The sequence below is a fragment of the Corynebacterium sp. MSK019 genome, from assembly GCF_030232425.1.
Classification (GTDB): Bacteria; Actinomycetota; Actinomycetes; order Mycobacteriales; family Mycobacteriaceae; genus Corynebacterium; species Corynebacterium jeikeium_D.
The window spans coordinates 14,544-36,713 of the sequence record NZ_JASPJT010000003.1 but is presented as its reverse complement, the minus strand read 5'-3'; the positions used below and the strand labels follow the sequence as shown (position 1 = coordinate 36,713).

General features: G+C 57.7%; 18 protein-coding genes and 1 tRNA gene. 11 read left to right on the top strand and 8 right to left on the bottom strand.

The features are described from left to right. Position 1 precedes the first annotated feature (1 nt). On the bottom strand, positions 2-1,480 hold the full coding sequence (gene aroA / locus QP982_RS02655; RefSeq protein WP_070566232.1) for a 3-phosphoshikimate 1-carboxyvinyltransferase: 1,479 nt from the start codon (positions 1,478-1,480) through the stop codon (positions 2-4). Between the two features lie 70 nt (positions 1,481-1,550). Between aroA and QP982_RS02650 the strand changes: the two genes are divergently transcribed. Beyond that, positions 1,551-2,246, top strand: a complete 696-nt coding sequence (locus tag QP982_RS02650) for an SOS response-associated peptidase (protein WP_069359461.1) — start codon at positions 1,551-1,553, stop codon at positions 2,244-2,246. A 39-nt stretch (positions 2,247-2,285) separates the two neighbouring features. Here QP982_RS02650 and ybaK read toward each other — a convergent pair whose 3' ends face one another. Further along, entirely contained in the window at positions 2,286-2,798 is a 513-nt protein-coding gene (gene ybaK / locus QP982_RS02645) for a Cys-tRNA(Pro) deacylase (RefSeq protein WP_284870181.1), read from the bottom strand. Positions 2,799-2,896: 98 nt separating this feature from the next. On the opposite strand from ybaK, the gene QP982_RS02640 reads away from it, so the two are divergent. Both QP982_RS02640 and rsrA read left to right on the top strand, forming a co-directional pair. Continuing rightward, positions 2,897-3,526: a sigma-70 family RNA polymerase sigma factor gene (locus tag QP982_RS02640; RefSeq protein ID WP_016422221.1), complete on the top strand. Its 630-nt coding sequence runs from the start codon at positions 2,897-2,899 to the stop codon at positions 3,524-3,526. After that, positions 3,523-3,831: a mycothiol system anti-sigma-R factor gene (gene rsrA, locus QP982_RS10655; protein ID WP_016422222.1), complete on the top strand. Its 309-nt coding sequence runs from the start codon at positions 3,523-3,525 to the stop codon at positions 3,829-3,831. The genes QP982_RS02640 and rsrA overlap by 4 nt, the downstream gene beginning before the upstream one ends. 152 nt (positions 3,832-3,983) lie before the next feature. Here the strand turns inward: rsrA and QP982_RS02635 are convergent. The 4 genes from QP982_RS02635 to QP982_RS02625 all read right to left on the bottom strand — a co-directional run bounded on the left by QP982_RS02635 (position 3,984) and on the right by QP982_RS02625 (position 6,526). Further along, positions 3,984-4,056 (bottom strand) — tRNA-Ala (locus tag QP982_RS02635). A 364-nt stretch (positions 4,057-4,420) separates the two neighbouring features. Next, positions 4,421-4,495, bottom strand: coding sequence for a 50S ribosomal protein bL37 (locus QP982_RS10680; protein ID WP_014300525.1), 75 nt, complete (start codon positions 4,493-4,495; stop codon positions 4,421-4,423). A 76-nt stretch (positions 4,496-4,571) separates the two neighbouring features. After that, a complete protein-coding gene (locus tag QP982_RS02630) occupies positions 4,572-4,841 on the bottom strand; it encodes a WhiB family transcriptional regulator (protein ID WP_016422223.1) in 270 nt (89 codons plus the stop codon). Positions 4,842-5,326: 485 nt separating this feature from the next. After that, positions 5,327-6,526: a diacylglycerol/lipid kinase family protein gene (locus QP982_RS02625; RefSeq protein WP_284870180.1), complete on the bottom strand. Its 1,200-nt coding sequence runs from the start codon at positions 6,524-6,526 to the stop codon at positions 5,327-5,329. A gap of 7 nt (positions 6,527-6,533) precedes the next feature. On the opposite strand from QP982_RS02625, the gene QP982_RS02620 reads away from it, so the two are divergent. Further along, complete coding sequence (locus tag QP982_RS02620) at positions 6,534-6,992, top strand: hypothetical protein (RefSeq protein ID WP_239393021.1); 459 nt, start codon at positions 6,534-6,536, stop codon at positions 6,990-6,992. On the opposite strand, the gene QP982_RS02615 is transcribed toward QP982_RS02620, so the two are convergent. Both QP982_RS02615 and QP982_RS02610 read right to left on the bottom strand, forming a co-directional pair. Continuing rightward, the gene (locus QP982_RS02615; protein WP_070601193.1) at positions 6,989-8,320 is read right to left on the bottom strand and encodes an Rv3212 family protein; all 1,332 of its coding nucleotides are present in this window, start codon (positions 8,318-8,320) and stop codon (positions 6,989-6,991) included. The two genes, QP982_RS02620 and QP982_RS02615, sit on opposite strands and share 4 nt — an antisense overlap. Positions 8,321-8,389: 69 nt before the next feature. After that, positions 8,390-9,754 (bottom strand): DEAD/DEAH box helicase, encoded by a 1,365-nt coding sequence (locus QP982_RS02610; RefSeq protein ID WP_049182189.1) that lies wholly within the window; start codon positions 9,752-9,754, stop codon positions 8,390-8,392. A gap of 94 nt (positions 9,755-9,848) precedes the next feature. Between QP982_RS02610 and QP982_RS02605 the strand changes: the two genes are divergently transcribed. The 7 genes from QP982_RS02605 (at position 9,849) to QP982_RS02575 (ending at position 22,165) form a co-directional block, all read left to right on the top strand. Continuing rightward, positions 9,849-10,073: a DUF3107 domain-containing protein gene (locus QP982_RS02605; protein WP_065423001.1), complete on the top strand. Its 225-nt coding sequence runs from the start codon at positions 9,849-9,851 to the stop codon at positions 10,071-10,073. Then, entirely contained in the window at positions 10,073-10,981 is a 909-nt protein-coding gene (locus QP982_RS02600; RefSeq protein WP_284870179.1) for a DUF3152 domain-containing protein, read from the top strand. Before QP982_RS02605 ends, QP982_RS02600 begins: the two co-directional genes overlap by 1 nt. A gap of 9 nt (positions 10,982-10,990) precedes the next feature. Beyond that, on the top strand, positions 10,991-11,842 hold the full coding sequence (locus QP982_RS02595; RefSeq protein WP_048733339.1) for a TIGR02569 family protein: 852 nt from the start codon (positions 10,991-10,993) through the stop codon (positions 11,840-11,842). Positions 11,843-11,945: 103 nt separating this feature from the next. Further along, on the top strand, positions 11,946-15,296 hold the full coding sequence (locus QP982_RS02590; protein ID WP_284870177.1) for an ATP-dependent helicase: 3,351 nt from the start codon (positions 11,946-11,948) through the stop codon (positions 15,294-15,296). Positions 15,297-15,298: 2 nt separating this feature from the next. Then, complete coding sequence (locus tag QP982_RS02585) at positions 15,299-18,793, top strand: ATP-dependent helicase (RefSeq protein WP_147722467.1); 3,495 nt, start codon at positions 15,299-15,301, stop codon at positions 18,791-18,793. Between the two features lie 115 nt (positions 18,794-18,908). Next, positions 18,909-19,976, top strand: a complete 1,068-nt coding sequence (locus QP982_RS02580; RefSeq protein WP_016422233.1) for a potassium channel family protein — start codon at positions 18,909-18,911, stop codon at positions 19,974-19,976. A gap of 119 nt (positions 19,977-20,095) precedes the next feature. After that, a complete protein-coding gene (locus tag QP982_RS02575; protein ID WP_049191161.1) occupies positions 20,096-22,165 on the top strand; it encodes an ATP-dependent DNA helicase UvrD2 in 2,070 nt (689 codons plus the stop codon). Positions 22,166-22,170: the final 5 nt, after the last annotated feature.

Genomic DNA, 22,170 nt, shown 5'->3' with positions numbered 1-22,170 from the left:
GTTATTTCCCTGCCTCGGTTCCGTTGTCCACGCCATCAATTCGAGCTTCGACTGACTTTTCCAACGAACTAGGGCTGGGGGAGGCCAGTCCGAGCATCTCCAGCCAGCGCAGGTCGAATCCAGGCATGGTCTTAGCAGTGGTACCGATATTTTCGACTTCCACGCCCTCCGTGCGCAGGCCAACAATGGCACCAGCGGTGGCCATTCGATGGTCGGCGTAGCTGTGCCAGAGGCCACCGTGGAGCGGAACGGGGTCGATCGCAATGCCGTCGTCAAGCTCGGTCGCGCGACCGCCGAGACGGTTGATTTCCGTGGTGAGCGCGGCGAGACGGTTGGTCTCGTGACCGCGCAGGTGTGCGATACCCGTCAGCTCGGTGCGGGTAGTGGCCAAGGTGGCGATGGCGGCGACAGTGGGGGTCAGCTCGCCAATCTCGGACATGTCCATCGTGATTCCGCGCAGCTCCGACGGCTTTGGGCCCACGACGGTGAGGCTGGTGCGGTCACTCTCGAGACGGTTCAACGTCACGGTAGCGCCCATAGCGGTGAGGATCTCGCGGATGCGGTCGCCCGGCTGCGTGGTGTGCTCTGGCCAGTCGGGCACGGTGACGCTGCCACCAGTGACAGCCGCAGCGGCCAGGAAAGCGGCGGCGTTAGACAGGTCGGGTTCGACCTGCCAAGTACGACCCATCATTTCGGTCGGGTGAATGGTGAACGTTGTGCGTGGTCCCTCAGGTGTGTCGGCCGTGGTCTCCTCGACCTGCACACCGGCCTCGCGAAGCATGTCCAGGGTCATGTCAATGTGCGGGCGGGAAGGAATCTCACCGGTCGGGCGAAGTACCAGGCCACGGCCGTAGCGCGGTGCTGACAGCAACAGACCAGAGACGAACTGGCTCGAAGCCGAAGCGTCAATTTCCACTTCGCCGCCGATGTCCGGCAGATCCTGCTCCTGGACCGAGTCACCGAGGCGGTTGCCCTGATTCGGACCCTGCGGATTGACCGTGAAGGGAAGCCCATTGCCCGCGATGTTCACACCGAGGCTGCGCAGGGCATCCAGCACGGCCGACATCGGGCGAGCCTTGGCCTCTACGTCGCCTTCGAAGAACACCGACCCCTGCGCAAGAGCTGCGATAGGTGGCACGAAGCGCATAACCGTACCTGCGAGACCACATTCCACGACACCACCGCGAAGCATGCGTGGAGTGACGCGGAGCGTGTGGTTCGGGGCACCCGAATATGTCGAGTCGGCATTGATGTCAGTTCCCAGGGCCTGCAGTGCGCGAATCATAAGATCGGTATCGCGAGAGCGCAGAGCACCATGGATAACCGATGGTGTCGAAGATATCGCCGCGATGACAAGGGCACGGTTCGTAATCGACTTCGAGCCGGCAATCTGCACCGTGGCGCTAAAAGGCTGTCGACCGGCCTCGGCACCGTCGACACTTACAGTAGGGGCGGACCAATTCTGATTTTGGGAACACACACAACCAATTATGGAACACTTTCACTCCATACCTCGACTAGAGGGGGAGTCAACGGCACAATCAGTTGGTATGTGTGGTCGTTTCGTCAATTTCACAGTCGCCGAAGAACTGCTCAGCACCACGGCTGAGATTCCCGGTTTGGCGCCCGTGCGTGCCGACGGCCCGTTGCCCACCTCCCGCTACAACATCGGACCGACCATGCCAATAGTTGCTCTTGCCCGCGAGCACCCCGGCCGCACAGGAACCATTGCTGCCACCGTGCGCTGGGGTTTAATTCCGCAGTGGGCCCGCGAAGTGCCAACAACACCTTTCTTCAATGCTCGTGCGGAAACCTGGCAGTCCAAACCGACTTTCCGGGATGGCCTGCCCTGCGCAATCCCCATGAACGGTTGGTATGAGTGGAAGAATCGCCAGCCCTACTTCGTCAGCTTCGGCGATGACGCACCGCTTTTCACCGTCGCGGGGCTGTGGGCGCGCTGGGGCGATATCGTTTCCGCCACAATTCTCACCACCGACGCCGTGGGACAGCTCGCGGATCTTCATCATCGTATGCCGCGCGTGCTTGCCGACGACGAAGTCAGTGACTGGTTGGATCTCTCGGCCTGGGCAGCAGACGGAGATGTTGGCATGACCAGCGCAGAAGTGGTGGACAAGCTGACCATCCGACCGGTCAACCGCGCCGTCGGCAATGTTGCGAATGAAGGGCCGCACCTGCTGAATGGGCCCGATGGAGCAGCACCCGGCCACAACGAGGAGCTGTTTTAAGGTCGTATCAGTGGGGAGGTTGCAGGAGTAGCCGCCGGATTAGCGGGCGATGTCGGCGACCGTGGCGTCGCAAAGCGAAACCAGATCAGCGGGTGACAGTTCGATGTCCCACCCGCGGCGACCACCGGAGACGAACACCGTGTCGGCGAGAGTAGCTGTCTCATCAATGACAGTCGGGAGCTTGCGGCGACCGCCAAGCGGGGAGATGCCGCCGGGAACGTAGCCGGTGGCAAGTGACGCGTCATGGGGGTCGGCCATCATGGCCTTGGAAGCCCCGACAGCCGCGGCGGCGGCCTTGAGGTTGAGCATTCCGGTGGCGGGGACGACGGCGATGGCCAGCCCAGTGCGTTTGCCGGATAGCTCGATAATGAGAGTTTTGAAGATGCGTTCGGGCTCGACTCCGAGATGCTCTAGTAGCCAAGAGGCGGCCTCTTCGCCGGAGTTGTCGCTGCCGTGGGGGAATTGGTGAACGTGGAAGTCGATTCCGGCGTTCTGACAGACGGCGATTGCCGGGGTGGCGGCAGCGGATTTCTTGGCGGACTTCTTCGACATAATTTCCCATCGTTGCACACCAGTGCCGCCACGCTACGAAATGCCTGGTGACGGGGGTCTGGCCGACTCGTGGGTGCGGATGTTTTAGGATAGGTAGCATGTCAGGTGATCAGACAGGAACATCGGCCATCCGGACTGATGAGTCGGATGAGGAGCTTGCGCAGCGCTTTGAGCGTGACGCCATGCCGCTTTTGGATCAGCTCTATGGAGCGGCGCTGCGGATGACGCGCAACCCCGCCGATGCCGAAGACCTGGTGCAGGAGACCTATATCAAGGCTTTTCAGGGCTTCCGCTCCTACAAACCGGGCACGAATCTGAAAGCGTGGCTCTACCGCATTCTGACGAATGCGTACATCAACAACTACCGCAAGGCGCAGCGTCGTCCTGCCGAGTACGCCACCGATGACATCACGGATTCACAGATCGCGGAAACCGCGTCGCACACTTCGATAGGGCTGCGCTCTGCTGAGGTTGAAGCGCTGGAAAAGCTTCCTGACGAGGAAATTCGTGACGCTTTGATGAGTCTCAAAGAGGACTACCGGATGGTGGTCTACTACGCCGATGTCGAGGGATTGCCCTACAAGGAGATCGCCGAAATCATGGGCACGCCCATCGGAACTGTGATGAGTCGGCTCCACCGTGGAAGAAAACAGCTCCGAGACGCGTTGCACAACGTAGCCGTGGAACGTGGATTCTTGAAAGAAGAGAAGGGAGATTCTCCGCGATGAGCCGAGAGTCGAGCCAAGATATGGAGCAGACGCCAGAGCGCGGGCACGCCTGTGAAGATGCTTTCTGTCAGGATGTCCACTCGCGCCTACACGCATTTTTGGATGGAGAGTGTGATTCGGAGGAGCGTCGCTTTCTCGAGGAACACATTCACAAATGCCCTCAGTGCTTGGAAGAGTTCGGTTCCGAGCAAGCTATACGACGGCTGCTACGCCGGTGCTGCCAGCAACCTGCCCCTGAGGACCTCCGTCAGCGCATTACCACTCGGATTCGCGTGTCCTATACGCGGGTGGAATACCGCAGGTAGCTGCTGGCGGCTAGGTTTTGGTGCGTCATCTTTTGGCTCGTATTCCTTTGATGCTTAATGCGATGTTGCGTAATACGGTAATGCGGTAATGCGTAATGGGAAAATCTCAGGTCACGGTGATGTGGCCTGGGATATTTTTGTGGAGCTATTTGTGGAGCTAAGGGGAATCGAACCCCTGACCTTCGCATTGCGAACGCGACGCTCTACCAGCTGAGCTATAGCCCCATTGCTTTCGAGCAACCTAGCTGGAGCTGCTGTAAAAGCTCTGTTTTCAGACGTTACTCCGGTGGGGTTTGGGCTCCAAACTCGCTGGTAAGGTTCTGGCGGATGGTTAATCCGGAAAGCGAGGATGCGGTATCGACGAGGCATCGAAAAGGTGTTGAAAGTGACTAGGTTTATGACAAAAAACCGCGGGTGAATTCAATTCATGTGTCATAAACCTAGTCACTTTCAGACCTGCTACCCGTTGGGGTATCCGCTGGAGGCATAAAAAACTCCACCCCGTCCCTCGGTGCAATACCGAGTTGTGCTGGAGTGGAGTGAGATGTCTTAGCCGGTGATGGCTAAGACTGCTGCAACTAAGGGCAACTTAGCTGTTCGGACGCTTGCCGTGGTTAGCCTTGTTCTTACGGCGGTCCTTGCGCTTACGGCCACGCTTGCTCATAGCTGGGCTCTCTTTCTATCGGGTTAAACAGGTATCAACCGGTATAGATTACACGGTACGAGGGTAAGTCCTTTAATTAGACCGTGGTGCTGGTGCGAGTGCGACGGGTGCGGCCGCGGTTGCGACGGCGCTTCAGTGCGCGACGCTCATCCTCGCTCATGCCGCCCCAGACACCTGCATCCTGGCCGGTCTCAAGTGCCCAGGCCAGGCACTGAGCAGTAACGGGGCAACGGTTGCAAACGACCTTGGCCTTAGCAATCTGGGCGAGAGCCGGGCCGGAGTTACCGACCGGGAAGAACAGCTCCGGATCCTCTTCACGACAAACGGCCTTGTGACGCCAATCCATGACAAACTCCTAAAACATTACGAGCCCCGGGTGAGGGCAGGGTTAAATTTCCTTGCGGGAAGGCAGCTCCGGAAATGGATTTCGTCAGACACGACAAATCGCCGTATCTCAACGAAGGTTGGGGTTCATTCCCGGTTGCCCAGGGGTATTAGGCATCTTGGGAGGGGCCACCTGTTCCATCGCCTATACGACGTGAAAGGTAGTGGGGACTCACCAAAGAGTTTGCGCCTAAAAAGGCGAGACTTGCATGGTTACACAACCAGTGAACTGCGTGCCTGTCTCGCTGACGATTTACATGTTTTCACGACTGGGGCGGTTCGTAAAGAGCAAAATGAATAAAAGTGCCAAACCTCACAGAAAAGTGAAGTTTTGGTTAAAACGCCAGGTCAAAACTAGCCCTTTGTGGGGGTAAAATTAGTTTTGGTAATTGCAGTAGTGAGGGTGTATGGCGCATTTTTGTTGGCTTGTCAGTAAACAGTTGCAGTTTAAGTCGGGTTTGCCTTGGCTTTTTGGCTAGTACTGAACAGTCGGCGTGTGCGATCCATGACCTTTTTGGTCACCACAACGAGCAAGCGCTCGTCCACGGGGCGGGTAGCGACTTTCTTGGTGAACTGGTCCTCGGTGTAATCGTCGGCACGCGCCACAAAATTGATAGCGCCTTGCTTAACACGGATGTTGAGGGACTCACACTGATTGATGTACTCGCCGTCCAACTGGAGACGAAGTGGGGCAGTAGCGGTGAGCTCGATGTGCTGGACGTTGTCGACGCGTCGTTCGCGGGCTTCGACGTGGAAGGGGGAGCGCAGTCGGGTGAAGAAACCGGCCAAATTGGCTGCGGCGACAAGCCCCGTCACTCCCTTTAAAGAAGTGAAGCCATAAAACCCCAGGCCCCTGCGCAGTGACACAGTGGGGTTGGTGACGATGGGGAGGTCGCCGAGGAATGTCCATGGATTGGAGTTGGACACCACAGCCATTGCGAGATCGCGGCCAAATTCCTTGCCGTCGATAGTTGCGGTGATTTGTGGCGGGCTTTTGCGCAACTCGTTCCATGCGGTGAAAATTGCCGGCAAATAGCGCACGGCTTTGGCGCGGGTGCCGTTATGTCGGAGCTGTTCCATGGTGGAAATGACTTCCGCATCGATGCCGATACCGGCATTGACGACGAAGCATCGCTCTGCTGCATGTCCAACGCTAATAGCGCTGCGGGTTCGGGAGCGCAGCAGGCTTGCGATGTACCACGCGGCATCTACGGGGTCGCGGGGAATACCCAACGCACCCGCCAAGACGTTGGCGCTGCCTGTGGGAATTGTTGCGATGGCAGGCAGGTCAGTGGCAGGCAGTGCGGAGAATGGGTTGGAGTCCATGAGCCCATTGACAATCTCGTTAATGGTTCCGTCGCCGCCGAGGGAAATAATGACGTCGTAATCGCGAACCGTTATTCCCGCCACCATTTCCTCAGCATGGCCGGGGTAAGCGGTGAACATGGATGTTAAGCGGATCCCCTCGACTGAGCGAAGCGCCCGCACAATGCTGGGCATGCGTCGAGCAGAGTTACTGGTCGAATTCGGATTGGAGATTAGCAACGCACGCACAGGCACCAAGAGTAGTGCATGAATAGACTTGTGATGGGTGCATCGGTCGACTTGCCTCCAGGGTGTATTCATCGGTTCGCACCGGGCTAACATGTAGGGCGTGAGTAACCAGAAAAACAGCAGCAATGTGCCCAAATCGCGTACTACCGAACAGCTTGCGGCAGCCGACGGGCCGATGGCCGCGCCTCAGGTTGTCATGGTCGGTGCGTGGATCGGTGTCGCCGAATGTGCCCTCGGTCTGGGCTACGGAGTCTTCCTTCTGATTCGTGATTTGATGGGGTACCGCGACGAGGCCGCGGTCATTTCCGGTTGGGGTACCGCGCTGTGGTTCCTTCTCATTTTCGGCGCTGTTTTCGCTGGTGCGATTATGTTGCTGCGTGGCGCCCGTTGGGGGCGCGGGCCGATTATTATGCTCAACCTCTGCTTGCTGGGGGTGGCCTATTACATGTTCCGCTCGAGCGCTTTTCTGCTGGCTCTGCCGACGGCGGCAGCTTCAATTGCTGCGCTGGCCTGTATGTTTAGTCCGAAGGCGATTGATTGGGCTGCCCGCTCTTTTTAAGCTTCGATGGCGAACGCGTCGACTGACTCACCGCGCTGAACCAGTAGAGTGTCACCGACAACTGCAAGGCGCACGGGCAGTTCCGGCTTGTCCGCATCATTTACATGAGTGGACTTCGCAGCTGCAGGCAACGGGAGTGTGCCGATAATTTCGAGAGTTGAGGCATTCAATACCGCAACTCCGTCAGTGACTGGCATGAAAACATGCTCACCCCATGGAGCTGGGGTTCCTGTGGCCTCAGGAAACTCGAAATCCGGCGCCAGGGTGCTCGGGCGGAAGCCAAGTAATCCACGTGGCGACCACCACGTCATGTGATGGGGGAGATCCGTTGTAAAAGGCGCACGCGGGGCGTCGTCGTCGGAGTTAGCTTCAGCCGGTGCTGGACGCAGAGTAGTCTCACCCAGCGCCAACTCAGTTAGCATCGTGCCGTCCATACGAAAAACGCGGATGCGATTGTCTGCCAGTACCGCTGCCGTGTCCTGGCCAATCGATACCAGCGACATATCTGCAGTTACTGGACCAAGGTCAATATCGCTCTTGACCTCTGGTTTCCGCGATTCCTCCGGATTTGCCACCTGCATGACCAGGCGTCCGTGACCATCGCAGTTGTTGACAACGGCCAGCAGCTCCACGCGTGTGAGCGCACTGATAATCGAACACTCTGGGTGTGGCTGCATCTTCGGTTCCGGGGATGCTGGAATCTTGCCGTACTCGACTACTCGGACCAAGTCAGAACGCCACAGCTCCAGGAATCCAGAGTCGTAGACACCCGCGTATGAATTCGAGCGCACGGCGGCAGGGCTGTCAGCCGCAATCGATTTTCGGGTCGCGACATACTGCCCCGAATCGGGTTTGAGTGCAACGGTCTCACCGCAGCCAGCTGCCCCGCGAAAAGTCGCGAAAACTTGGCCATCACTGCCCGAGAGCGCACACAGCGGAATATCTCGTCGATAGTGCCATCGCTCCGTGCCGTCGTTAAGCGAGATAGCACGCACGCCCCGGTCCTCAGCAACGATGAGGGAGTTGTCCATCACCAGTGGCGCCGGGGAGATGGTGTGCGTGCTTGTGCTTGCCGACGATTCGGTGGACCACACCGGCCGGAGAGTATGTGGCATTGCCTCCGGATCGTTCGCAGCCGGGGCTTGCATTGCCGAGCCGGCAGAAGCCGTCGTTTCAGTGCGATCGACCTTGCGGGCCGGGGAAGCGACCCATGTCCAACCGATGACTAGCACTACGGCGATGATGAGAATGACTGATGCGATTCGATTTCGACGCAGTCGGGTCTCTGCAGTGGTGGGCTCAGCGTTGGCTTGTGGTGACTGCAGCACGGTTGGAATGTCCTGTCGACGAGTGGTCGTGGAGAGAAGTGAGGCGGGGGAGTTGGCACGCGCAGCAGTTTAGCGGCGGCGATGAGAATTGGAGTGGCCGTCCCGCCGTGAGTTTCGTCCTTGGCCGCGATTGCGATGATGAGGCTGTGAGCGGTTGTTTCGCGGACCTCTTCCGCCACGCCCGCGAGGCGGTCGGGACCCCAACACCGGACGGGCTGGCCCGACCTTCTCATCGATTCCCTCGGGGATGTCAAGAGCTTCGGCGAGCTCGGGGGAGGTGGAAAACCACGTCGGAATCTCGGCCATGTCCAGGTCGAGAGCATCTGAAATAGCCTTCCACTTTGCGGTCTCATCCCAGCCGACGAGCGTAACGGCGACACCGCTGTGTCCCGCGCGTCCGGTACGGCCGATGCGGTGGACATAAGTCATTTCGTCATCGGGCACCTGGTGGTTGATGACGTGGGTGACATCGTCGATGTCGATACCGCGAGCCGCGACATCGGTTGCGACCAGGACGTCGACGTCGCCATTGCGGAACGCCGTCAGTGAGCGCTCACGTGCAGGCTGGCCCATATCGCCGTGGACGGCGGTGACCAGGAAGCCCCGCTCGCCGAGCTGCTCAGCAACGGAAGCGGCACCACGCTTTGTACGAGCAAAAATGATGGTGCGACCACGACCGTTGGCTTGCAGGATGCGGGCAATGACTGAAACCTTATCCATTTGGTGCGATTGGAAAACAATCTGCTTAGTGGTCTCATGGACTGTGGCCTCTTCCTCGCCTGATTCAGCGCGGATGTGCACCGGGCGATTCATAAAGGTACGTGCGAGAGTCAGAATAGGGCCCGGCATTGTTGCCGAGAAGAGCATGGTCTGACGTTCATCCGGCACCGCAGCCAGAATCTTCTCGATGTCCGGCAGGAAACCCAAGTCGAGCATTTCGTCGGCCTCGTCGAGAACCAAAATCTTTACGCCTGACAGCTCTAGATTATTGCGCTGGTAAAGATCGATGAGACGGCCCGGAGTGCCGACGATGATGTCCACGCCGCGGTCTAGCTGTTCAATCTGTTCCTCATAGGGGCGGCCACCGTAAATGGTGCATACACGCAGATTGGTTGAGTGCGCAGCGCGGGCTAAGTCCTCGCCGACCTGCACGCACAGCTCACGGGTGGGAACGACGATGATTGCGCGGGCAGTGCCATCCGGTTCTGGAATGCGGGCGTCATCAAAGACGCGGTCAATGAGGGGGACACCAAACCCAAGGGTTTTTCCCATGCCAGTACGGGCTTGGCCGATGATGTCCGTGCCGTCGAGCGCCAAGGGCAGCGTCAGTTCCTGGATGGCAAATGTGCGGTTGATTCCTTCGTCGGCGAGTGCGTCGCAGATTTCCGCGGCGACCCCCAATTCGACGAATGTCGGGGACTGGGACTCTGCCACGGCGACTCCTTTGCTGTTTGTAACCTCACGTGACACGACGGCTTAATCGGTCTCTCTAATCCTAGCCGCTTTGGGAATGGTTATGATGTCACCTATGGACATCACTATTGGATTTGCAGACAATACGCGTGAGCTGAGCATTGAAAACGTCGCTGGTGGCGAGGAGGTCAAGGCTGCGATCTCCCAGAAGCTGGCTGCTGGCGAAGGTGTGATTGAGCTCAGCGACGGCGCTGGTCAGGAGTACCTGATTAATGCTGACAAGGTCGCCTACGTCCGTACCGGTAATAACGCAGACCGTAAGGTTGGCTTCTTCGCCTAATGACGCAAGAACCCTTTCTCGTACGCATTGCAAGGAGTTGGGGGTGGCGAGCCTATGCCATCCCTGTACTTGTGGTGCTCACAGTCATCATTCTCTTCGACATCTTCACTGCTGAAGATGATTCTTCAGGTTCCGGCACTGGCACTGTCGCCTCGCAGAGTGGCAATGGTCGCCCTGGTCCGGTGCCCGGTGAGGGATACGGTGATGGTTACGAGGGAGGGCAGTTGCCACCCGGTCCGGCCTTTGCCACGGAACCCTCGGGAAATTTTAAAGATGTCACCGTGGCGCATCCCCGTGTTGGGGAGGGGCGCGACAATGCGGTCAGGTATTCCGTGGAAATTGAAGACAACATTGATGTTCCTTCGATTGGTGGCGAGCGCGCCTTTGCAGAGACGGTGAACTCGATTCTGGCCGATCCACGTGGCTGGACAGCTAATCCAGATTTTTCTTTCGAGGCAGTGCCTCGCGACCAGGATCCGACGATTGTCGTGCAGCTTTCCGCGACTGGAACCGCACATCAGCTGTGCGGCAACACCTTGGGAATGGAGACCTCCTGTTACCGGTCTGGGCAGCGGGAAGGTGAGCCTGGGCGCGTGGTCGTCAGTATCGCCCGGTGGGTTCGAGGTGCCCTGCCTTTTGAGGGGGACCTGGGATTGTATCGCCAATACCTTATTAATCACGAGGTTGGTCACGGACTTGGGTACGCGGTTCACGAGCCCTGTCCGAGGGACGGCGGTATCGCGCCAATCATGATGCAGCAGACCCTGAGCGTGTCGAACGATGAACTGCACAAAATCGACAGCAGCGAGGTCTATCAGGTCGATGGTAAGACGTGTTCTGTCAACGGCTGGCCGTACCCATTTGGGGCGGACGACGATACGGCCGCACCGACTCAGAAAGCAAGGTAGTAGCAGATTATGATCGCCACTCCTCCCGACCGTGTTTTAGAGGCCTTTGGTGCCGAGGGCGAGCCGCATCGTGCCGGGCGAGCTTGGGACAATGGCTGGGTCTACGACGATTCCATTGTCCTTTCGCCGGTACATAATTCGGCGCAGGCGCTGTGGTCTGCAAAGGTTCGCAGTGCGCTAGATGTCGATGGCGTCCGAGTGGCGAAATCCGTGCGTACCAGTGACGGCCGCTTAGTCATTGCTGGGTGGCAGGCTCGTCATTTCATCCCGGGGGGATTCGCGCCACGTGCCGATGAAACCATTGTGGCCGCTGGTCGCGTGGAAGAGTCGCTTGCCAGTATTGAACGGCCACAGTTCCTCCTTGATAAAGAGCCCGATTACTTCGTCATGTGTAATCGCGCAGCTTGGGACTCTGACCCAATCGGCATCCTCGAGCAGCTTCTCGACGCGGATAGCGTCCCCCGCGCCGATTGTGCCGAGGCTCTCACGATCTCCGGTGATCTTCTCCAGCTGCGGGCAGAGATGGTTGTGCCAACGGAGCTTCTGCAGGTCTGTCACGCAGACCTCGTCGGCACGCTGCTTTACGACGGCACGGCCGCCCCGGTTCTCACCGATATCGTGCCAGCGTGGCATGTCCGTGGTTGGACAGCTGCCTTGGCGGCAGTGGATTGTCTGTCCATGATGGGGGCTGATGAGGAGCTACTGCGGCGCTTCGATCACCTGCCGGATTTCGGTCAGTTGCTCGTTCGTGCGATGTGTTATCGACTTTTTGTCCACGCTGTTAGTCCAGAATCGCAGCCGAGTGCGTATCGCGGTCTGTTCCGCGCGGCTTCGCTAGTTCGCGCGTTTGTGTCTAAGTAACGCCGGGCAGTATTTACGGGAGTTTTTGGGACGGGGGTACTTTTCTCCTTATTTCGAATGGGTGTTCGAGTATCGGTCCGGAGGTTGTGCCACAATGGTGCACATGAACGTAGATGGAATGCCGAAGGTTCGGTTCGTCCAGGAGGAACCTCCTCGTCGTCGGCAGTGGTTGGGTACTGCGGTAGAGGCGCTTTTCCCTTCCCATAATCAGGCGCTCGTGGTAGAGAACAAGCTTGTAAACCAGCCTGTTGTGCGCGTTTTAGGCGGCCCAGGGACTGGAAAGAGTTCGCTGCTGGCAGATCTCGCGGTGGACTACATGCAGGCGGGCATTCCGGCGGACAGTATTTTGGTGGTGTCACAGTCAAAAGAGGCCGCTGCGGAATTGAGGCGGGATATTGACAGGCGTTTTTCCTCTGAACTGGGGGAAGGCGGTTCGGTCGGGGCAGGCCAAGGTGGCATGGTGCGTGCCGTGCATTCACTTGCCTATGCAGTAGTACGTGATGCCGCCGTGAGTCGGGGAGAGCCTGAACCATCGTTGACCACTGGTGCACGCCAAGATGCTGTCGTGCGGCAACTTTTGGCCGGACATGCGGAAGATGGTGGTGCGTATTGGCCAGAGCGGTTGCGCCCGGCTCTCCCATTAGTCGGTTTTTCCCGTGCAGTTCGTGACTTTCTGCTGCGTGCAGCTGAGCGGGGGATTGATGCCCCGAGGCTTCAGCAGCTCGGCGTGGACTATGGCATTGAGTCGTGGTGTGCGGCTGGCAAGTTTATGGCGGAGTATCAGCAGACTATGCGGTTGGCGTGGGAGCCCAGCCTGAACGCTGCAGAGATTGTCTCTGCGGCATTGATGGAGCTGGATGCAGACGCGCAAGCACTGGCTCGGTGGGGAAAGTCGGTGGTGCTGGTCGATGATGCTGAACACCTATCCCCGGAAGCTGCGCGTCTTGTGGATCGGTTTGTGTCGCAGGCGGCGGTAGCCGTCATTACTGGTGATGAAGATCAATCGGTATTCCACTTCCGCGGTGCTAATAATGACTATCTCCGGAGGACTGGTGAGGTCGAGTACAAGGCAATCCACTTGCAGCAGTCTTACCGCTGTAACGCTGATATCGCGGATTTAGTCAACGCAGTTTCTCAGCGCTTGCCTAAGGCTCCTGCATACCGTGGCATTGTCGGTTCAGTTGGAGCACAGGAAGCTCGTGAATCCGAAGTTGGAAACAACAGCGATACCGTCGCAGCGGAAAACTCGTACGCAGCTAAAAGTGCAGTAAAAATAGCTATTCATCCTTCTGAACGTGCACAGCGAGCCACAGTCGCGGACTACTTCCGGCGCCTTCATATTGACGAGGGAGTGGCATGGAAGGATATGGCGGTCATCGTCCGGTCCGGTGCAGGGGAGTCCTCTCTGTTCCGTGCGTTGTCGCGTGCGGGTGTGCCTGTGCAGATTGACCCAACGGACATCGTGCTAAGTCATCAGCGATTGGTGCGAGCGCTGATGGTGGCGTTGCGGGCAACTATGAACCAGCTCGATGACGTGGAGTGGGACGAGTTCCTCTCCGGCCCATTGGTCAACATGGATCCGATTGTCAAAGAGCGTCTGCTGCGCGGAATCCGAAAGGCCGACCTGTTCGGCGGGGCCGCGATGACTCAGCTCATCGGAATCTTGAAGGCAGAGGGACTCACAGCTGAACATCTGGAGCTTATTGAGTCTCTGTCGCAGCGTGAACGTCAGGCGCTGCAGGTGCCGCTGGATCTGTTGAGCGCAGCTCGTGAAGCGTTGCGCGATGGTGTGGAAGCAACTTTGTGGGCAATTTGGCAGTCCACTGGTTTGGCAGACCATCTGGTGGCGGCATCGTTGCGCGGCGGTACAGCTGGCGCATCGGCTGACCGCGATTTGGATGCTGTGATGGCACTGTTCGACTTTGCTGGTGACCGTGTGGAGCTGAATCCAAAACTGACGGTTGACGGTTTTATCGCTTCTGTGGAAGAGCAGGAGCTGCCCATCGGCGCACGTGACCGTAGCGGGGTAGAGCGCGATGCCGTGCGCATTCTCTCAGCCCATGCGGCTCTGGGCAGGCAGTGGAAAGCAGTAGCGGTTGTCGGAGTCCAGGAAGGCCAGTGGCCCAGCCTCGGTGTGACTGGCTCGGTGATGAAGCAGAACGAGTTCATCGGTCTCGTCGATCACGGAATTGAGCCGCGGGAGTACATCAATTCCATGGCGGATGCGCTGGCGGAGGAACGTCGTTTGCTGCACGTCGCGGTATCACGGGCGAGCGACAGGGTACTGCTGACCGCAGTCGATTCTCCTGACGATGTTGGAGTTCCCAGTCCGTTTATTATCGAGCTCGTTGAAAAGCTCGGTAATTCGGTGACGGAGCTGGCGAAACAATCGGAAGCCTCGTCGTCTGCGAACGGAGTCGGGGCTACGGCTAATGAAGTAAACGCCGGCAATCCGGATGTTGCAGAGGCAGAAGATGTCGCATGGGCCGGTGAAGGCCTGCCACGGGTGCTCTCTGTGGAGTCACTGCTGGCAGAACTGCGTGCAGCCGTTGTGGACGATGCGGAGACTGAGACGCGGCGTCGACAAGCTGCACGTCAACTCGCGCGATTGGCGCAGGTTGAGGTTGCTGGCGCACATCCAGACACCTGGTGGGGGCTCCGTGCACCGTCGACTTCGAAGCCGGTAAATGACAAGAAGCCGATGAGGATCAATCCCTCCAAGGTGGAAGCAACCCTGAGTTGTCCGTTGAAGGCCATGTTGGATAAATCAGCACCGACATCGGCCATGTATCTGGGCTCTCTACTGCATCAGGCGGTAGAAGCAGTCGCGAAGGGAGTGACTGTGCCTGAGGCTCAGTCTGAGATCCGGCGTGTTTTTGGGGACCTGTCCGATGATCCGGAGTGGCGTAAGCGTACTGAGGAAGAGACCTGGTTGACCGGGCTGGAGGATTGGCAGCGGTGGATTGAGACTAAGAAAGATATCGGAACCGAGGTCCCAGTAAATGTCAACATCAACGATGACATCGTGATTGTCGGACGAATCGACCGGTTGATTGAAGACGCTGATGGTGCAGTTCAAATCGTCGATATCAAAACCGGTAAGACAGCGCCCTCCGGTAAAGAAGTAGAAGGACACGCACAGCTAGCTACATATCAACTAGCGCTGTCGAAGGGGAAGCTCGTTGAAAGCGGAGATGGGCTCGCTGTGGACAACGGCGAAGGCATTGAACAATCTGGGGCATACCTGGTATTTCCGCGAAAGTCACACAATAAGACCATTATCACTAGCCGAGAACAGTCAAAGCTCACGGAAGACAAGTTGGCTGACTGGGAGCGTCGCGTGGAGCAGGTAGCACGTGCGACGTCTGGCCCGCGTGCCTTGGCGCTCGCTGGTGATCATTGCAAGTTCTGCACGCTTTCGAAGGCGTGCCCGGCAGCAGAAGGGAATCGGTAGTCATGTCGGAGGAACGAACCATCATTGATCCCGTCACCCTGTCGGAGATGATGGGGCAGGACTTTCCGCCCACTCCGCAACAAGCGGCGGTAATCGGTGCACCGATGGAACCAATGCTTGTTGTCGCCGGTGCCGGTGCTGGTAAAACAGCGACAATGGCTGCCCGTGTCGTGTGGTTGGTCGCCAACGGCTTTATCCGCCCAGAAGAAGTTCTAGGTTTGACCTTCACCAGGAAGGCAGCGCGCGAGCTCGGCGTCCGTATCCGCCAACAGCTGAATGCGCTTGCTTCCTCCGCTGCATTTCGTGCACAAGCTTCACCAGAGGTATTAGCAAGCCTCGAGGTCATTGCCCCAACCACGCTTACTTACGATGCTTATGCCTCTGAAGTCGTGAGCAATTATGGTCTTTTGCTGCCGACGGAGCCGGGGGTCACCATTATGGATGGCGCGACGCAGTGGCAGTTGGCCTGGGAAACAGCTCGCAATGTGACCGAAATTGATGTCGATATTGCACCATCAACGCTGGCTAGTCGCATTATTGAGCTGGGGTCGAACATCGACTCAAACTTATCTACCCCGCAGGCGATTCGCGAGGAAACCGAAGCGTTCATCAGCAATATTGAGCAGACCCCGCAGAAGGGTAAACGCGAGGGACTAATTGGCGATCTACAGGGCATCGTCGATAAGCAGCGGGAGAGATTAGAGATTTTGCCGCTGGTAGAGCAGGTTCGAGCTCGGTGCAATGAAGAAAATGTCGCCACCTTTGGTATGCAGATGGCTCGGGCGGCCCGGCTAGCCACCGACTTCGTGGAAGTCGGGGAGGAGGAGCGGCGTCGCTTTAAGATCATCATGCTCGACGAGTACCAGGACACGTCGCACACACAGCGGCTGTTCCTGCGTGCGCTGTTCTCCGGTGGTTGTGTCACCGCTGTCGGCGATCCGATGCAGGCAATTTATGGCTGGCGAGGAGCAACGGCCGAAAACCTTGTGCAGTTTGTCAATGATTTTCCGCGGTCGGATGGGCAGCCAGCGGAGAAAAAGCAACTGACCATTTCTTGGCGAAACCCGCAGTCAGTGCTGCAGCTTGCTAACGCAGTCTCCGACCGTGCTTTTGCGGGGCAGGCTCGTACGGTAGAGGCACTGGATGCGGGGCCAAAAGCAGGTCAGGGCGAGGTGCAGCTTGCTTTCACTGCAACCGGTGAGGAAGAAGTTGCATACATCGCAGATTGCATGGAGGCGCAATTACGCGAATGTGAAGCAGCTGGCAACAAGCTCGATGCTGCCATCCTGGTTCGGACAAATGCTGAATCGGCTGTCTATTTAGATGCACTGTCTGAGCGGGGTGTGCCTGCAATCATTGTGGGACTCGCTGGATTGCTGCACTTGCCCGAGGTCATGGATATCACCTCGGTGATGAAGATATTGGTCGACCCCAGTTCAGACCAGGATGCTCTGCGTCTGCTACTCAGCCCACAGTTCAATTTGGGTGCCGCAGACGTGGAGGCACTTCGCACTCGTGTAGATCAGCTGGCAATCGCAGGAAAGGACGAGTTGGCCCGCAAGAAGGGCAACGTCGAAGAGACTTCAGACTCCTCACCGCTTTCCCAGCTCGCTCGCCAGTATGACAAGCTCGTGGAAGATGCCGAAGCAGCATCGTCCGCGGTGGGGCTGGGGCACGCCATCGCCGACCCGGATATTCGTTTTTACGACGGCACCCCGCTGGCGCGCGGCAGTGTGGAAAAAAATGGGCGGTTGGTCTGCAGCGAGTCACTGAACTACACAGATGAAGCAATGGTGCGCATCGCACAGTTGGGTGCAAGCCTACGAAAACTACGCCGGTTCTCGCTGAATAAGCCTCTGCCGGAACTGGTCGAGGACATCGCTACTGAGTTTGGAATTCGCGTAGAAGCAGCGGCTGGACAGTACGGTTCCGCTACCGCGATAACCAGGCCGACAACCGCACATCTGGATAGGTTTGTCGATATCGCTGCGACGTATTCTCAAAATATCTCGGACGATGTGACAGGGTTTTTGAACTATCTGGAATTCGCTGTCGAACACGATGATGGCTTGGAACGGGCACCTATGAACATGCCGGAAAACTGTGTCCAAATCATGACTATGCACAAGTCAAAGGGCTTGGAGTGGGAAACCGTTGCTGTTCCGGGCATCACCACCAGCAAGTTCGACAAAGTTGATTTGTCATCGTGGCTCACCAATTCAGTTCAGCTTCCTCCTGGGGCAATTACCCAGGTGGATCCGCTAACGGCTAGTGCAGAACCAACAGAGGATGCAACACGGCTTGCAGCAGGCGATTGGGCTCCTGTCGCTGATTCTGTCGATAGCAACGCCCCCGAACTGGACATATCAGGCACCGATAACCAGACCGACCTCAACAAGGTGATCAAATCCTACAAGGAAGAGCTGCGAGAAGTGGAGAGGGAAGAAAAACAGCGCCTCTTCTACGTTGCCATGACTCGCTCCGCGAAAAAGCTCATTGTCACTGCAAGCAGGCGGCCTAATCCGAGCTTGAAGAACCCCACCGACGTGTCGGCGGACTTCGCAGCCATCGCCACTCAATTCAGTGACTATGTGGTGTCGTGGACAGATGGGGAGGACCCTGAGGTAGAGGACACTGAAGTCGATTTGGACTGCGACACTGCGGTTGATGGGGTGGTCTGGCCCGTCGATACCCTGGGCAACCGCCGAGATAGTACGCAGCGAGCAGCCAAAAGCGTCATGCGCTACATGAGAGAAGACCAGGATGAGCGCCCCATTGCAGGTGACCTGTCTGAGGTATGGGAAACGGAAACGACCATTCTTGTGGATGAAATCCTTCGAGCTAAGGCCGCGGAGATTCATCTACCAATGCCGACAAGCATGTCCACTAGCGAATACCAAGCCATGATTGCGGATCCGGTCGCGTTTGCTCGTCGGAAAGCACGCCCGGTGCCGTTTAAGCCAAACCGATTCGCGCGCCGAGGTACGGCATTCCACGCTTGGTTGGAGAATCGCTTCGGTGCACACAGTCTGCTGGACGATGAGGATCTCTTCGGGGATCAACTGGATGACTTCCTCGGCACAGAACAAGTCGCGTCCGAACGCGAACTGGAGAAATTGAAGGCGAACTTCGAGGCATCTGTGTGGGCTGACCGCACGCCAACGCATGTAGAGGTGCCGTTTGAAATTGCCATCGGGCAGAGGCGGGTCGTCGGCCGAATCGACGCGGTGTTTAACGACAACGGGAAGTGGAGCGTCATTGACTGGAAGACAGGCCAGATGCCGCGCGGAAAGGAAAGGGAAGTAGCGGCGCTACAGCTGGCGATTTACCGCCTGGCGTGGTCGGATAGGCTGCGCGAGATGGGAATGGAAACTGCCCCCGAAGACATTGAAGCCGGGTTCTTCTACGTTTCGGCAGGACGGACGCTAATACCAGATGAAGCGCTACTGCCAAGCAGGATAGAGTTAGACAGGAAAATGCGCGAGCTGATTGGATAATCATCTACGTATGTAACTGCCGCGTGGCCGTGGCCAGTTATCCAGGTGAAAGCAGCAGTTTGTATGCGCTATTTTTCACCGGGAGGAGTTTTCATGAAAGGCAGGCGAGGAGCGGTTGCGTAATCCAATTCGGAAATCTTCGGGATACGAAACCGGGCTCAATGATCTTCCCGGGCATGCACTGCTGGGAGTCATTGGCCTGCCTGAGTCCGCGCCGAAGAATCCTTGGCGGCTAATCATACGTCGTTTGAACTACGCCGTATTTTTGCTGCTGATTGCATCCGTCGTGGTCTACTACGACCGCAACGGATATACGGAGCCTCTCACCTTCATCGATGCGGTGTATTACTCGGCTGTCAGCCTGTCGACGACGGGTTACGGTGACATCACGCCGGTGACACAGAGGGCTCGATTACTCAATATTTTGATCATTACGCCACTGCGCGTGGCCTTCCTTGCTCTCTTGGTCGGTACTACTCTGACCGTTTTGACCCAAGAATCTCGGAAAACCCTGCAAATTCAGCGCTGGAGGAGACAGTTGCGCAACCACACCGTCGTTATCGGATACGGCACCAAGGGTCGTTCTGCCATTGCAGCTCTTCTCGCGGACGGCGTAGATCCGGCAGAAATCGTTGTTATTGATACGGACAAGGAAGCACTCGATCACGCTTCGAATCAAGGCTTGGCGACGGTGCATGGGTCGGCTACCAAATCCGATGTGCTGAAGTTAGCTGGTATTCAGCGTGCCCGCTCTATAGTCGTTGCACCGAACAAAGATGACACAGCGGTGCTGGTCACGTTGTCGGTCCGTGAGTTGGCGCCGGGTGCCTCAATTGTGGCCTCGGTGCGTGAATCAGAAAACCGCCACTTGTTGACGCAGTCAGGTGCAGACCAAGTGGTTATTTCTTCTGAAACCGCCGGCCGAATGCTGGGGCTGGCCACGGTGACTCCTTCGGTGGTTGAGATGATGGAAGACCTCCTGAGCCCGGATGAAGGATTCTCTGTTGCAGAGAGGCTGGTCACCGAAGAGGAAATCGGTGCCAGCCCACGGCACCTCGCGGATATTGCACTCGGCGTGGTGCGCTCGGGTGAGCTGTACCGAATTGATTCACCGGAGTGTGAGTCGGTGGAGCCAGGCGACCGGCTGCTGTACGTCCGCCGTGTCTACAGCAATGACGAATAGCACTCGACCAGTTTAAAAATGGGGTCTAACAACTTTTGACTTACTCAGAGGCGGATGTGAACAAGCCGGATTATCTAGCTGGGCTGGATCCAGACCAGCGCGAGGCAGCAACGGCTCCGATGGGGCCGGTGTGCATTCTTGCTGGAGCCGGTACAGGTAAGACCCGAACAATTACTCATCGCATCAAGTACCTCATTGACCAGGGGTTTGTGCAGCCGCAGAAGGTATTAGCGGTGACATTTACCTCGCGTGCAGCAGGGGAGATGCGCGACCGCCTGGCAAAGATGGGAACGCCTGGAGTCCAGGCGCGTACTTTCCACTCGGCAGCTCTTCGCCAGCTGCGCTACTTCTGGCCCCAAGTCGCCGGTGATATGCCCTGGCAGCTGTTGGATGACAAGAAATTCCGTGTCGTCGCCCAAGCAGTACGCCGGGTGGGCCTGGACACCTCCAAGGAAACGATCCGCGATGTCATGGGCGAGATTGAGTGGGCGAAGGCCACTCTGGCCGGTGCGGATCAGTACCAGGCCGCGCTGCGGGAGCATGGGCGCACGGCACCTCTGTCTGCGGAAAAAATTGTCGATTGCTATCACGCTTACGAGGACATAAAAACCACTCCTGACGGGCTATTGCTTGACTTCGACGACCTGCTCATCCACACCGCCGGTGCGATGGAGAATTCCCGTGCAGTGGCGGAGGAATTCCGCAACCAGTATCGGTGCTTCGTCGTCGATGAGTACCAGGATGTCACCCCGTTACAGCAGCGAGTTCTCAACGCCTGGCTGGGAGACCGTGACAACCTCACAGTTGTCGGGGACGCCAACCAGACGATCTACTCCTTCACAGGGGCGACTCCGCAGTACCTAATGAACTTCTCTCGGGACTACCCGGAAGCCACAGTTGTCCGCCTGCAGCGGGACTACCGATCGACCCCACAGGTCGTCGAGCTGGCCAACAATGTCATCGGCCGTGCGCAGGGGCGTATCGCCGGCTCGCGGCTGAAGCTGATTGGGCAGCGTGAAGACGGCCCGGAGCCGACTTTTAACCAGTACGACGATGAGCCGATGGAAGCTCGCGCGACCGCGCGCAGCATCAAGCGGCTTATCGACGCAGGAACGCCGGCATCGGAGATTGCCGTTTTGTACCGCATCAACGCACAGTCCGCAGTTTTTGAGCAGGCTTTGTCCGAGGTAGGAGTCGCCTACCAGGTTCGTGGCGGGGACGGTTTCTACCAGCGTCCCGAGATCCGCGATGCCATCGCTGCACTTGTGCGAGTTTCCCGTTCCTCACGGACTGTTCCGACATTGCAGGGCACGAATCTGTTGGATTTGGTCAAGCAGGTTTTCGCGGGTCTTGGCATGACTGACCAAGAGCCGGAAGGCGCTGGTGCCAGGGAACGTTGGCAGTCACTACGCGCCCTATTTGACCTGTGTAAAGACATCGTTCATGCCAACACCGAGGTCAATATCCAGGCGCTCCTCGGCCAATTGCACACCCGGCAGCAGGCCAAACATCCACCGACGCTGGATGGCGTGACGCTGGCTAGCCTGCATGCAGCCAAGGGGCTGGAGTGGGATGCGGTGTTCCTCGTTGGGCTTACCGACGGTTCGCTGCCTATCCAACATGCGCTGAATAAATTCGACCGTTCTCCTGCGCAGGGGGCGGAAGCCATCGAAGAAGAGCGCCGTCTGTTCTATGTCGGCATTACTCGAGCCCGCGAACATCTGGAGCTATCTTGGTCATTGTCGCGGACAGAAGGCGGCCGCAGGTCACGTCGCCGCACACGATTCCTCGATGAACTCGACATTGATGTCTCTGACTACTCGGCTGAGGCACAGCGAAGCTCAAGGAGCTCTAGTTCCCGCAGTAAGCGTCAGCAGTCCAAACAGTGCAAGGGCTGTACTAAGCCATTGCACACCGATGCCGAGCGGATTTCAGGGCGTTGTGAAGAGTGCCCAGTCAGTGCGGATCCTGCACTACTGGAAGCATTGCGTGCATGGCGCTTGGAAATGTCGAGGGAAATGACGGTCCCCGCATTCGTAATCTTCTCCGATGCGACCCTTCTGGCCATCGGTGAGCAGCAGCCGACTACGCCGGAGGAACTTCTGCAGATTCCCGGAATTGGAGAAGCGAAGCTCAATCATTTCGGCGAAGGCATCTTGGGAATCGTCAATTCTTTCGTGAATTCCTAGTCAGA

Bases quoted from the DNA above. Each gene is read 5' to 3' on its own strand.
- QP982_RS02650 (WP_069359461.1), top strand. From the start codon at position 1,551: ATGTGTGGTCGTTTCGTCAATTTCACAGTCGCCGAAGAACTGCTCAGC.
- ybaK (WP_284870181.1), bottom strand. From the start codon at position 2,798: ATGTCGAAGAAGTCCGCCAAGAAATCCGCTGCCGCCACCCCGGCAATC.
- QP982_RS02640 (WP_016422221.1), top strand. From the start codon at position 2,897: ATGTCAGGTGATCAGACAGGAACATCGGCCATCCGGACTGATGAGTCG.
- rsrA (WP_016422222.1), top strand. From the start codon at position 3,523: ATGAGCCGAGAGTCGAGCCAAGATATGGAGCAGACGCCAGAGCGCGGG.
- QP982_RS02630 (WP_016422223.1), bottom strand. From the start codon at position 4,841: ATGGATTGGCGTCACAAGGCCGTTTGTCGTGAAGAGGATCCGGAGCTG.
- QP982_RS02625 (WP_284870180.1), bottom strand. From the start codon at position 6,526: ATGTTAGCCCGGTGCGAACCGATGAATACACCCTGGAGGCAAGTCGAC.
- QP982_RS02605 (WP_065423001.1), top strand. From the start codon at position 9,849: ATGGACATCACTATTGGATTTGCAGACAATACGCGTGAGCTGAGCATT.
- QP982_RS02600 (WP_284870179.1), top strand. From the start codon at position 10,073: ATGACGCAAGAACCCTTTCTCGTACGCATTGCAAGGAGTTGGGGGTGG.
- QP982_RS02595 (WP_048733339.1), top strand. From the start codon at position 10,991: ATGATCGCCACTCCTCCCGACCGTGTTTTAGAGGCCTTTGGTGCCGAG.
- QP982_RS02590 (WP_284870177.1), top strand. From the start codon at position 11,946: ATGAACGTAGATGGAATGCCGAAGGTTCGGTTCGTCCAGGAGGAACCT.
- QP982_RS02585 (WP_147722467.1), top strand. From the start codon at position 15,299: ATGTCGGAGGAACGAACCATCATTGATCCCGTCACCCTGTCGGAGATG.
- QP982_RS02575 (WP_049191161.1), top strand. From the start codon at position 20,096: ATGGGGCCGGTGTGCATTCTTGCTGGAGCCGGTACAGGTAAGACCCGA.